This is a genomic window from Heliorestis acidaminivorans (assembly GCF_008933955.1).
GTDB classification, from domain to species: Bacteria; Bacillota; Desulfitobacteriia; order Heliobacteriales; family Heliobacteriaceae; genus Heliorestis; species Heliorestis acidaminivorans.
Genome location: NZ_WBXO01000001.1, coordinates 469,766 through 482,577 on the forward strand (window position 1 = coordinate 469,766; position 12,812 = coordinate 482,577).

The following is a 12,812-nucleotide window of genomic DNA, read 5'->3' on the forward strand; positions in this document are numbered from 1 at the left end:
CCCTCCTCTCGACCTTACTTTCAAAAAGCTTTTATAGAGGAAACTATTCTTGCCCTAGAGTCTACTTAATTGTGCTTTCATAGATTCTTTTCTGCTTTCAATTCTTGGACTAGACTTTTGAACAATCTACCACGCACCTCATAACTTGGGAACATATCCCAGCTAGCACAAGCAGGACTTAACAAGACAACATCACCTGGCTCTGCGAACTCTGCTGACTTTTGTACCGTCTTAGCAAAGTCTTGAACTTCTACAATAGCGTCATCATTGTAACCTTGAGCGAGCAAAGCTTTTTTTATTGCTGAAGTCGCTTCTCCCACTAAAATAACTGCTTTAACTTTCTTACTTATCACTTCTGCTAATTGAGAAAAGTCGCTTCCTTTATTCTTGCCACCAGCTATAAGCACTATAGGTTGCTCATAAGACTCTATTGCTTTAATAGCCGCATCAGGATTAGTCCCTTTGGAATCATTCACATAGGTAACATCAGCAACAACTCCAGCTGGCTCCATGCGATGCTCTACAGGTCTAAATTTCTTCAAAGCTTCAATAACAGTAGCAGGCGCAATTCCTAAAGCTAAAGCCGCCGTAGATGCCGCCATGGCATTTTCAATATTATGAAGTCCTCGGATTTGCATATCTTTTACCTTTAGGAGAGATAAAGTTCCTGCTGAAGAGACAAAGCAAATTTGCTCACCATCAAAAAAAGCTCCTCTCTCTACTATACCTTTAGTACTAAAGGTATAGACTTGCCCAGGGCAAGAACTGATAAAAGGCTTCAAAAGAGGATCGTCTCCATTAAGAACAGTTATATCGTCAGCACCTTGTTTGGCATAGATACGGCGTTTAATTGCGCTGTACTCTTCCATCGTACCGTGACGATCAAGATGATCAGGTGTAATATTTAGAATCATCGCTACTTTTGGATGAAAACGTTGAACAGTTTCCAATTGAAAAGACGATACTTCAGCCACAACCCACTGATGAGCTGATAAACTTTCTACTTCTTCCACAAGAGGTGAGCCAATATTTCCACCTACCAGAGGGTCCCAACCTGCTTCTTCCAGTATAGCGCCCATTAATGAAGTAGTCGTTGTCTTTCCATTCGTTCCTGTAATGGCAATAAAAGGCGCCTTTGATATTTGAAAAGCAAGCTCTAACTCACCAGTAATTTTAATGCCTTCTTCGAGAGCTGATTGTGCTGGTGCTACTGTAAGAGGAACGCCTGGACTCATAACAACTTCTTGAAAAGCATGTTCAAGAAGTTCAGGATAGCCACCTCCGTAAATCTCAATGCCCCGTTCAGCAAAATCTTCAGGTACATTCATAGCTTCACGTGGCTTTGTATCACATAAAGTAACTTGAGCACCTTTATTAGCAAGAGCTCTGGCGGCAGCGAGGCCACTTTTTCCAGCGCCCACAACAAGAACTTTATTGTTTTTTAACTGCAATTCCTTCAAAGATTATTTCATCCCTTCCTGAACCGTCAAAATCGAATATTAAAGGCTAACATTGTTCCTAGTGATGCAGCAACAAGTGAGGCGGCCCAAAAAGTATACACTACCGTTTCTTCGCGCCATCCACCTAGTTCAAAGTGATGATGCAATGGACTCATACGAAAAATACGCTTTCCCGTAAGTTTAAATGAAGCTACTTGTAAGATTACAGAAAGAGCTTCCGCTACGAAAACAGCACCTAAGAGTGGCAAAATAAGCTCCGTACGTGTAATCATAGCTAGAGCTGCTATCGCCCCCCCTAGAGCAAGAGAGCCTGTGTCTCCCATAAACATACGAGCTGGATAGCGATTGAAGAACAAAAAACCAATACAACCACCTGCTAAAGCAGAAGCAAAAATAGCGGCGTCGGTAGCTCTTTCCGCAGAAGCTATTACTGCGAAAGCAAGAGCAACCCAGAAAGTCATGCCAGCAGCCAGCCCATCAAGACCATCAGCCAAATTCACAGCATTAGTTGTACCGACAATAAGGAAAAGAGCGAGGACATAGTACCAAATGCCTACATCCCACCAAGCATTCATGAAAGGAATGTACAGGGCTGTACCCCTATCAAGCAAATGGACAATACCATATATCAACAACGCTGAGATGACCAGCTGACCTGTTATTTTCTGGTAGGCACGTAACCCTAAGTTACGCTTTTTAACAACTTTAATAAAATCATCTGTAAAACCTATAAGACCAAAGCCAAGAGTTCCTAATAATAACATGGCCATTTCTGTAGAGTAACCATGAGGCACTAATGCACCTAAGGGGATGGCAAAGAGAAATAGAATACCACCCATCGTAGGCGTTCCTGCTTTAATTAAATGACCTTTTGGGCCATCTTCTCGAATACTCTGACCAAACTTAAGCCGTCTTAAGAAAGGAATTAACCATGGTCCTGTTATCAATCCTATGGCAGATGCAATTATAAAAGCATAGAACAATGATTCCATCTTATCTCTTCCCTTCAGGCATCAGCTTAGATCTTTAACCAGGACAGCAACTAAACTCTCTAAGCCCATACCACGAGAGGCTTTTACAAGCACATAGTCTCCTTCCTGAAGCAATTCTGCTGTCGATTCAGTACTATCTTGGCGAGATGAATAAGTGTAAATTTTTTCTTCTTCCATCCCTGCTTGTAAAGCACCTTTGGCAATATGTAAACCTAGAGAACCAATTGTGACGAGGAGATCGTAACCTTGTCGATAAACTTCCTCCCCCACCTGATTATGAAAAAGAACAGCTTCTTCACCTAACTCGTACATATCTCCAAGTATTGCAACTTTTCGGCCTTGTTTAGCCATTTCGGACAAAGTTTTCAATGCTGCTACCATAGCTGTGGGATTAGCATTATAAGCATCATTAATCAGTGTAATCTTGTCTCTTAGACGATAAGTTTCCCAGCGCAAAGAAGAGAGGCGAGCTGAAGCTAAAGCTTGAGAAGCTCTAGTCAATTCAACATTAAGCCTTCTGGCTACGACTATAGCCGATAGTGCATTAGCAACCTGATGTTTACCAGGTAAAGAAAGTTGAAAAGATTGCACTTCCGACTTTTCGCATTTTTTTCCATCTCTATGATAGCATATCCACTGGTAAGATACTTTCGAACCATCAAGACCTAAAGATTCTATATTTTTAGCTACAATAGCTTCAATAATTGCCTCTTCAGGTTCTTTACTAGCTTCAATGGTCTTTAATAAATCGTCATAATCAGTACTATAGAAAATCTTATGACATGCAACATGTTGAGCTTGTTCTACAACCAACTTGTCTTCACCGTTTACAACAGCTAATCCATCACTAGGTAAAGCCTGAAGCAATTCACCTTTAGCCTTGGCAATAGCCTCCATTGAACCTAAAAGTTCTAAATGAACAGGACCAATATTAGTCAAGACACCAATGGTAGGTTTGGCAATTTGACATAGCTCTGTAATTTGACCTTGGCCACGCATGCCCATTTCCACCACAAGCGCTTCATGGTCTGGCTGCATCGAAAGAATAGTAAGCGGTAAGCCTAACTCATTGTTGAAATTCCCTGGACTTTTCATAACTTTGAGCGAACTCTCTAATGCTCTAGCCAGCAGATCTTTAGTCGATGTTTTGCCTGTTGAGCCGGTTACAGCGATCACAGGAATATCCATAGTCTGACGATATTGTCGAGCAGCTGCTTGCACAGCTTGTAATACATCATTAACTACGATTAAGGCTTGTTGAGGACCTAGTTGTTCTAGCCAAAAGCTATCGATTTTTTGAACAACAGCACCAGCAACGCCGCTATTTAAAGCTTGCGGAATAAAATTATGGCCATCTGTGTTTTGACCCATGAAGGCGAAAAATAAATCACCCTGCGCCAATTGACGACTATCAATATGAGCAAGACCAGAAAAAACAGCTTCTTCATTGCCGTAAACAGTACCATTCATCCAGCGAGCTAAATCTATAATTTTAAGCTTTTTCATAGCCTAACCCCCGCAGTATTTCTGTGGCTACTTCACGATCGTCAAAAGGAAATACTTCAGTACCGATGATTTGATAAGTTTCGTGACCTTTTCCAGCAATCAATATGAGATCGTCAGCTTCAGCAAGCATTAAAGCTCTCTTAATAGCAGATTTACGATCTACAATCACTTCGTAACTAGTCTCTGTTACACCATGAATGCCCGGTAAAATATCTTCAATAATTTGCTCTGGCTTCTCTGTTCTGGGGTTGTCTGAAGTGATCACTACCCAATCACTCCATTGAGCTGCAACGGAACCCATTTTGGGGCGTTTCGTCCGATCGCGATCACCGCCACAGCCCACAACAGTGATTAATCTTTTTCGAGCTACTTTTTTTGCTGTCATCAAAACATTTTCTAAACCATCAGGCGTATGAGCATAATCAACAATCACGCTGAATGGTTGCCCTTGATCAACAGTCTCAAAGCGTCCTGGTACACCTTTTACTGCCCTAAGAGCTTCAATAATTTGCTTTTCTTCTACACCTTCTGCATAAGCAATTGCAAAAGCAGAAAGAGCATTAGATAAATTAAATAGTCCTGTTAATTGTAACTTCATTGTAACCTTCCCTCTCGGATAGGTTACGTCACAAGAAGCTCCTTTAGGCGTTACAAGACAATTTGTTCCTCTGATCATGGCCCCTTCATGAAGACCATAGGTAATTATGGGTACAGAACATTCTTGACAAAAGAAAGGCCCATGCAAGTCATCATTATTGATGATTGCTCGCTTGGGAGTCTTCTTTTCACCTTGTTCTAGCTTTTTGAACAAAATACTTTTGGCTTCTCGATAGTTCTCTATCGTTCCATGATAATCAAGATGATCTTGAGTTAAGTTTGTAAAGATAGCGTAATCGAATTCCACATGATCAACTCGACCCTGATCTAGAGCATGCGATGATACTTCCATGACAACTGCATGAGCACCTGCATGTTCCATCTTCGCCAATAAAGCTTGAAGATCTAAAGATTCTGGTGTTGTATGTGTTGCTAGCCAGGAGCGCTCACCTAGTCGATTGCCTATCGTTCCAATTACGGCAACGGAAAGGCCTTTAGCTCGCAAAACTGCTTCCACAAGATGAGTCGTTGTTGTCTTACCATTAGTACCTGTAATGCCGATCATTAACATTTTTTGAGAGGGGTTATTATGAAAATTGCAAGCCCCCTGACTGAGACTATCACGACTAGAAGTAACTAGAATTTGGGGGACTTCTAATTTAAGAAATCTTTCTACAACTAGAACAGTAGCACCTTTTGCTACAGCTTGAGCGGCAAAGTCATGGCCGTCAAACTTTAAGCCAGGTATACAAAAAAAGAGAAAGCCCGGTTTAACTTGCCTAGAATCATAGGCAAGGCCCGAGATTTCTTCTTTTAATAATGCCAAAGAGGTATCCTCACCATCCTGTTGCTTGGTCATGATTCTAGGATGATTAACTTTATAAGTACGTACCTCTTTAATGTTAACTCCATCAAGGACCTTGCCCAATTCCATGACAGTTCCCTCCCTCATAACTACTTATTATATCCTTTTTTTCTATTATTATACAAACTACGGCCCTTGCTCATCGAGGGGTAAGAAGTCAACTCTTACTACGGTACCTACAGGTACTTTTGTTCCTGCTTCTATACTTTGACTACCAGCCAATCCTGTGCCATATATCTCTAGAGACAAACCAGCTCTCGTTAATAACTCACTAGCTTGACGTATAGTTTTACCGCGTACATCAGGACAGATAGTTTCTGTTGCTTCTTCTGTTTGGAATACATCTTCATGGTCGTCTAAGTATAAAATAACAGCCGTTCGAGGTGAGACAACTTCTCCTGCTTTAGGTAGTTGACCTACAACGCGCGTTCCAAAACCTTCTGAAGCTACACCAAGAGTAACACCAGATAAGATTTGCTCTGCTTCATAAATATCTAAGCCTGTAAGTTGAGGGACTACCACTTCTTGAACTGCTTCAGACATCATGGCTGTAGGTGCCTGTTGATTTACTACTTGTGGTTGAATACCTAAGTGTCTTAAAGTGTCAACCATTATAGCTCTAAATATAGGCGCCGCCACAAGACCGCCGTAATAAGGCATGCCTTCTGGAGCATCAACAACAACAAGGGCAACAATCTCTGGATCATTAGCTGGTGCTAATCCAACGAAAGAGGCTACATATTCCCTTTCCATATATCCGCCACCAGGCTTAATCTTTTGAGCTGTTCCTGTCTTTCCACCTACTCGGTAACCTTCTAGGTAAGCATTTCGACCTGTACCATAAGTAACTACAGACTCTAGAATTAAATTTAACTCTTCAGCTGTTTCTTTAGAGACAACTTTTCTTACCATTTCAGGCTCAAACTTCTCAACAACAGCGCCCTGGGCATCGATGACTTTCTCAACAAGCTGAGGCTTCATCAGTTTCCCATCATTAGCTACGGCAGATATAGCTGTAATCAATTGAATCGGTGTCATAGCGTTGGCCTGACCAATGGACATGGTTGCTAAATCAATAGTTTTGGCTGCATTACGCGGCACAAGAATCCCGCTTGCTTCACCGTTCATAGGAATTCCTGTAGGTGTGCCAAAGCCAAAAGCGTGAAGATAACGGTAAAAACCATCTAAACCTAAATTCATACCGATCGTTACAAAGCCTGGGTTACAAGAGTTTTGGACTACTTCTGCAAAATCTTGTTGCCCATGTCCCTCATGCTTCCAACAGCGCAAACGCTGTTTGTCTACCATGATATAACCAGGACACTGGTAATGCTCTGTATCTTCGAGAGCTCTTTCCTCCATAGCAGCAGCGGCTGTCACGATTTTGAATGTCGAACCTGGTTCATAGATATCGTTAATAGCCCTGTTACGTCGAGATGCATCAGGATAAAGATGTCGTTCATTAGGATCGAAAGTCGGTCGATTCGACAAAGCTAGAATTCGTCCTGTTTTGGCTTCCATCACAATAACAGTTGCGCCTTTGGGATTACGCTCTCGTTCGAGCTTATCTAACTCCCGTTCCACAATGTATTGTATAGTCTCATCAATAGTTAGCACGACACCATGACCATCAACAGGTCGAATAAAAGCATGTTGAGCTTGAGGCAATTCCCGATTGGCCGCATCATATTCAGCTACCAACTTACCAGGGATGCCTCGCAATTGTTGATCAAAGATTAACTCTAAGCCTTCTAAGCCACGAGAGTCAATATCAGTAATGCCAAGTATATGAGAAGCTAGTTTGCCTTTCTCATAATAGCGTCTGCTTTCAGGTATATAATCAATGCCTGGTAAGCTTAACTGTCTTAACTGCGCTACTTTTTCAGGATCTACCTTTCTCAGTACCCAGACAAACCCTGTATTTTTGCGCGTAATTTTTTCGTAAACATCTTCTTCATCCATCTCTAAGATTCTACTCAAATGTTGAGCCGTTTCACGTTCTTGCCCTCTCCGACGAACTTCAGCTGGATTGGCAACTACAGAATCAACACTGATGGACACAGCTAGTGAACGCATATTCCGATCATAAATTGTACCACGCTTAGCTTCTACAGGCAGATCTCTTAAACGCACTTCTTCTGCCTTAGCAGAGTAAAAATCCCCCTGCAGAACCTGAATCCAGAACAAACGACCGATCAAAATAATCATTAACACTGCAAAAATTAAGAAAAGCTGTGTCGAACGCTTTTTCACCTGCACAGGTGTAGCAAACACAGTATCCTCTCCCTTACCCAAAAAAACCAAATCCTCCCGGGTAACCCGAGAGGACCCGTCGGTTGGCATCACCGGACCGTCCAACAAACATTATAGGGTTAAGTACGCATAGGAGCAATAGGCTTTTCTCAGGATTGGGCAAGCAAAGTAATATTAGATAGTTTGCTAAAAAAACGCGTAAGTGCCGCTAGCAGAGGATTTGTCCCTACGGGCGGTTCTTGCTTTGCTGTCAAGGCCACTTCATCCTCTTTAACCTCTTTAGCCTCTGCAACAGCAGCTACGGTCTTACTAGACACTCCACTATTATGTACAGACACAATCTGTGCTCCTGTAGGTGCTTGCATTCCGAGTTGAACCATGGCGATATTTTCAATTCTATCGAGTGATTGTAGGCGGTTTATTTCAACTTGTAGATAATCTACTGCATTTCGCTCTACTGTTAATTCTTGTCGAATATCTTGCACTTCTTTGCCCATATGGGCTACTGCTGCGTACTGAGCCACAACCATCAACCCGCAACCCATTAAAACCAAAGTCGCCGCCACCAAATTACGTTGATTCTTCCGTGACCGACGCTTTTTCACAATGACTGTCTGCTCTTCCTGCTTTGAGCCTGCTGTATCATAATGCTCAATCGGTTTCAGGACTTGAGCCGTGGCTTGTTTCAAAACTATTCAACCTCCCTGTACATTAGAACTTGTGGACATCCTTGTCATTATAATTTTTGTGCCGCTCTTAACTTGGCACTTTGTGCTCTTTTATTGTGAATTAATTCTTCCGATGAAGCTTCTACTGGTTTTTTCGTTAAAACTTTAAGCAGAGCTTCTTTACCACAGGCACATACAGGTAAAGCCGGTGGGCAAATACAACGATGTGCTTGTTCGGCAAAAAATTGCTTTACCATACGATCTTCCAAAGAGTGGAAAGTAATTACAACAATTCTTCCTCCTGGCGCAAGCGCTTTTACAGCACCTTGCAAAGCTTCTTGCAAAGCACCTAGTTCATCATTAACAGCAATACGCAGAGCCTGAAAGATTCGCTTCGCTGGATGACCACCTTCTTGCCTTGCCGCCGCTGGAATTGCTTGGCGTATCACCTCAACAAGCTCTTCAGTTCTTTCAAAAGGCTTGTCCACTCTTCTATTGACAATTTTTTGGGCAATTCGCTTGCCCCACCGCTCTTCCCCATAATTCCAAAAAATCTTACTTAAATCTTCCTCACTATATTCATTAAGCATCATAGCCGCTGTAATTGTACTATCTTGATTCATCCGCATATCTAAAGGGCCATCAAGTCGATAAGAAAAACCTCGTTCAGCTACATCTAACTGATGAGAAGAAACACCGATATCTAACAAAATCCCATTTAGAGTTCCTGTGAGACCTAAATCTTCGACAACTTTTTCTAGATGACGAAAATTTGATTGCACCAAGGTGACTTGCGAAGCAAATTCCTTCAGCCTAGGTGCGGCTGCCGCTAATGCTTCTCGATCTTGATCTAATCCAATCAACCGCCCACGGCCCTGCAACTTCTGTAAAATAACCTTGCTATGTCCTGCTCCACCTAAAGTTCCATCAAGATAGATCCCTTCTGGTTGCAGATGTAAATATTCTAATACTTCATGGAGAAGCACAGGCACGTGGTGAAAATTCATAATCTACAAGTCCTCCTGTGATATCTAACTTCGTTATTTATAATGTAAAACTAGCTTGCCACTTATAACTCAAAATCAACAAGCTTTTCAGCTACTTCTTCAAAATCCATATCGCTTTGCTCGTTATATTCTTGCCAACGTTCTTGACTCCAGATCTCAATCCTAGTTCCAACCCCAATAATAATTACATCTTTCTCTAAAACACCATATTGACGCAAATGTTGAGGCAACAAAAAACGCCCTTGTTTATCTAATTCGCATTCTGCCGCTCCAGAGAAAAAGAACCGTTGGAAAGAACGTGCATCAGCTCTTGTGAAAGGCAGCTTCTTAATTTTCTCTTCTAACCGACGCCACTCTTCGGGAGGATAGATAAAAAGACAGCCGTCTAAGCCCTTGGTTACAACGAATTGTTCACCCAGGGCTTCTCGAAAACGAGAGGGCAAGAATAGCCGCCCTTTCCCATCAATGCTGTGTTGATATTCTCCCATGAACATCGATTGTCCACCACTTTAACCCACTTTACTACCACTTCACACCACTATGTTCCACACAGGAATCTTTTTTCCTTCTAGGTTAAGCAAAAATATGGGAGAAATATATAAAAAAGGACTTCAGTCCTTAAAACTGAAGTCCTTCACAAGGTTTTATTATATCAAATTAATAGCCCCATCGCTGGAACAAAGCATGTTCAATGCCAGCTTGATCTAGAACTTTGCCCACAACAAAATCAACAAGATCATCTATACTCTTCGGCTCATGATAAAAAGCAGGCATAGCAGGCACAATTGTAGCTCCTGCTTTGGCTAGGCGCGCCATGTTTTCAAGATGTATAGCATGAAGGGGCGTTTCTCTCGGTACTACAATAAGTTTACGCCCTTCTTTTAAGGTAACATCAGCGGCGCGGGTTAACAGATTATCAGCTAATCCTAAAGACATAGCGGCTAGGGCATGCATAGAGCAGGGCAATACAATCATACCTCGAGCAGGAAAAGAACCTGACGCAATAGACGCTCCCACATCATAAACAGAGTAGAGCTGGCATCCTTCTGACACTTCATCTAAGGTCAATCCCGACTCTTCTTGGATAACCCTTTCTCCTGCCGCTGAAACAATCAGGTGAGGACGATAATCTGATTTCTTCATAACATCGAGCAATCGAAGGGCATAGATAGCACCACTAGCTCCCGTAATTCCTACAATCCATTCCACGATTATTGCCGCACTCCTAATCAAAAACCAACATAACGACTATAGAAACTCTTAGCTTTAACCGAATCTTGTGTTCCCTTAAGCATAGCTCGTCCATCCATGAAAAGCACCATTTCCTGACCATCAGCATTGAACTTTAGTAGATAAGGATTTTGAGATATTTCACCTAATGAGGCTAATCTTCGCGCAATATCTTGTAAATTAAGCTTTTTCTCGCCAACAGGATTGATTTGCACTGCATTAGAACCACATATAGGCGTTACTTGTATTTCTTCTCTTCCTTCTAAGAAAGGAAACTCACCTTGTCCACAAGCGGGGCATTGAGGTCGTGAAGCCTTAGACAAATCAAAGACTTCATAACGAGAAGTCCATAAGTCAATGTTAAGCAAGCCTTGGCATACTTTATCATCTTGACCCGTAAGAACCTTTATAGCTTCAGCAGTTTGAAAAGCTGTTACCATCTGGACCGTTGGCCCAAGCACACCTGCTGTATCACAGGTAGGCATAGAACCTGGCGTTGGTGCTTTAGGCATAATGCATCGTAAGCAAGGTCCTTCAAAAGGGCGAATCACCATAGCCATACCTTGTGAGCCTGTAATACCACCATAGATCCAAGGTATTTTTTTCTTCACCGCACAATCGTTGATTAGAAAGCGCAATTCAAAGTTATCACTGCCATCAACAACTAGATCGATACCTTCAAAATGTTGTTGTACATTAGCCCAACTAATATCAACAACTTCAGCTTCAACAACAATAGAAGAATTTATCTTTTCTAACTTCCGCTGAGCCGCTATAGCTTTTGGTAAGATCTCTTCAACATCTTCTTCATCATATAGAACTTGCCTTTGTAAATTTGATAATTCTACAAAGTCACGATCAATTACTTTTAGATAACCTACGCCAGCGCGAGCAAGGCTATTAGCAAGATGAGTACCTAGAGCACCCATACCAGCAATTAATACTCTTGCTTGTTGAAGCTTTCTTTGCCCTTCTTCACCTATAGGAGCAAAGCGAATCTGTTTTGCATATCGTTCCAAGCTTGTCACCCGCCTACATTATCTCCATCATCAGCTAGTGCATAAGTCATTTGCCAAGTCCAGTTGGCAATTTTTTGTAATTTTTCGGGATTGATCAAGCTGATGTCATCATCTACAGTATGGTTTTTATGAAGCCACTGATTCGACAATATGGTCATAGCTGGTACGCCCTTTTCTTCAAAAGGTCGGTGGTCACTGCTGTTTCGATCAGTACTTTGATGGTTAATACGAATTCCACAATCCTCAGCAATAGCATGAATTTTATCTTGCCAAGGCAGAGCATTAGCAGACCAATAGATGAAATCTTCAGCATTGCCGTTAGCTAAGGTATCCAAATTAATCAAAGCCACCATGTGCTCCAAGGGAATACTAGCGTGGTTGACATAGTGTCTTGAGCCTAACAATCCTGCTTCCTCACCAGAAAAAGCGATAAAAGCAACACTACGTCTTGGTCGCCGCTGTGTCATCTGGCGAGCAAGCTCTAACAACAGAGCTACGCCACTGCCATTATCATTCGCACCACCATAGAAGCGATTACCCCACTGTCCTAAATGATCATAGTGGGCTGATAAAACCACAACTTGTTGACGTAAAAAAGGATCGCGACCAGGTAAAAATCCAATTAGATTGTCAGCCACATTACTAGGTCCTGCAGTAGGCTGTAATCTCGCTCGCTCTCCATCTTCAATGAGCGTCAAGGGTGGGATTGCAAAAGTCTGAAAGTACGTTGCCGCGTCACCCCGTGGTTCTAAGTCCCATCTTTCCCATAGACGGGCAATATACTCCCCTGCTCTCGCTTCACCAGCTGTACCAGCTAAGCGACCTTCAAAAGCAGGCTGACTCAAAGTAGCAATATGATCCATCATAACAGCCAGATCACAAGGACCTTGACGGTCCTGTGCCATAGCTTCTAAGGGCATCAAAACTTCTGATGTAGGACCATAAAAAAAATCACGACCAAAATGCCAGCCTAAAGCCGTTAAGGAAAGGGCCGCCGTAGCAACCCCCGTAACAAGAAAGCGCCGTCTGCTTACCTGCGACGAGGGTGCTTTTTCCGCTGGCCTTACCTTTTGCTCATAAGTCTCTTCGTCATCTATGGGAGCCCGAGGAGGTCGTTCCCCCCAAGGGTTATTACCTTTCCCTGTCACTGTTATGAAAGCCTCACTTTCGGACTTTCTATATCAAGAAAGTTTTCTACAAGGTTATTGTTCTTAA

Annotated in this window: 11 protein-coding genes; all 11 read right to left on the reverse strand. The window is 42.2% G+C overall.

Annotated features, from left to right (window positions below):
• Positions 1–77: 77 nt before the first annotated feature.
• The gene (gene murD, locus F9B85_RS02280; protein WP_243138037.1) at positions 78–1,460 is read right to left on the reverse strand and encodes a UDP-N-acetylmuramoyl-L-alanine--D-glutamate ligase; all 1,383 of its coding nucleotides are present in this window, start codon (positions 1,458–1,460) and stop codon (positions 78–80) included.
• 26 nt (positions 1,461–1,486) lie between these two features.
• Positions 1,487–2,452 carry a phospho-N-acetylmuramoyl-pentapeptide-transferase gene (gene mraY / locus F9B85_RS02285; protein WP_151618053.1) on the reverse strand — a complete coding sequence of 322 codons (966 nt, stop codon included), beginning with the start codon at positions 2,450–2,452 and terminating at the stop codon, positions 1,487–1,489.
• Positions 2,453–2,473: 21 nt separating this feature from the next.
• Complete coding sequence (locus F9B85_RS02290; RefSeq protein ID WP_151618055.1) at positions 2,474–3,958, reverse strand: UDP-N-acetylmuramoyl-tripeptide--D-alanyl-D-alanine ligase; 1,485 nt, start codon at positions 3,956–3,958, stop codon at positions 2,474–2,476.
• The gene (locus F9B85_RS02295) at positions 3,945–5,489 is read right to left on the reverse strand and encodes a UDP-N-acetylmuramoyl-L-alanyl-D-glutamate--2,6-diaminopimelate ligase (protein ID WP_243138038.1); all 1,545 of its coding nucleotides are present in this window, start codon (positions 5,487–5,489) and stop codon (positions 3,945–3,947) included. Before F9B85_RS02295 ends, F9B85_RS02290 begins: the two co-directional genes overlap by 14 nt.
• A 57-nt stretch (positions 5,490–5,546) precedes the next feature.
• Positions 5,547–7,715, reverse strand: coding sequence for a stage V sporulation protein D (locus F9B85_RS02300; protein WP_243138039.1), 2,169 nt, complete (start codon positions 7,713–7,715; stop codon positions 5,547–5,549).
• Between the two features lie 107 nt (positions 7,716–7,822).
• Complete coding sequence (locus F9B85_RS02305) at positions 7,823–8,362, reverse strand: FtsB/FtsL family cell division protein (RefSeq protein ID WP_151618059.1); 540 nt, start codon at positions 8,360–8,362, stop codon at positions 7,823–7,825.
• Between the two features lie 47 nt (positions 8,363–8,409).
• On the reverse strand, positions 8,410–9,348 hold the full coding sequence (gene rsmH, locus F9B85_RS02310; protein ID WP_151618061.1) for a 16S rRNA (cytosine(1402)-N(4))-methyltransferase RsmH: 939 nt from the start codon (positions 9,346–9,348) through the stop codon (positions 8,410–8,412).
• A gap of 62 nt (positions 9,349–9,410) precedes the next feature.
• A complete protein-coding gene (gene mraZ / locus F9B85_RS02315) occupies positions 9,411–9,842 on the reverse strand; it encodes a division/cell wall cluster transcriptional repressor MraZ (protein ID WP_151618063.1) in 432 nt (143 codons plus the stop codon).
• A gap of 163 nt (positions 9,843–10,005) precedes the next feature.
• Positions 10,006–10,557, reverse strand: a complete 552-nt coding sequence (locus tag F9B85_RS02320; RefSeq protein ID WP_207707017.1) for a UbiX family flavin prenyltransferase — start codon at positions 10,555–10,557, stop codon at positions 10,006–10,008.
• Positions 10,558–10,577: 20 nt separating this feature from the next.
• On the reverse strand, positions 10,578–11,597 hold the full coding sequence (locus F9B85_RS02325) for a ThiF family adenylyltransferase (protein WP_151618065.1): 1,020 nt from the start codon (positions 11,595–11,597) through the stop codon (positions 10,578–10,580).
• A 5-nt stretch (positions 11,598–11,602) separates the two neighbouring features.
• Positions 11,603–12,745, reverse strand: coding sequence for a M28 family metallopeptidase (locus tag F9B85_RS02330; protein ID WP_151618067.1), 1,143 nt, complete (start codon positions 12,743–12,745; stop codon positions 11,603–11,605).
• Positions 12,746–12,812: the final 67 nt, after the last annotated feature.

Bases quoted from the DNA above. Each gene is read 5' to 3' on its own strand.
- rsmH (WP_151618061.1), bottom strand. From the start codon at position 9,348: ATGAATTTTCACCACGTGCCTGTGCTTCTCCATGAAGTATTAGAATAT.
- F9B85_RS02290 (WP_151618055.1), bottom strand. From the start codon at position 3,958: ATGAAAAAGCTTAAAATTATAGATTTAGCTCGCTGGATGAATGGTACT.
- mraY (WP_151618053.1), bottom strand. From the start codon at position 2,452: ATGGAATCATTGTTCTATGCTTTTATAATTGCATCTGCCATAGGATTG.
- mraZ (WP_151618063.1), bottom strand. From the start codon at position 9,842: ATGTTCATGGGAGAATATCAACACAGCATTGATGGGAAAGGGCGGCTA.
- F9B85_RS02295 (WP_243138038.1), bottom strand. From the start codon at position 5,489: ATGGAATTGGGCAAGGTCCTTGATGGAGTTAACATTAAAGAGGTACGT.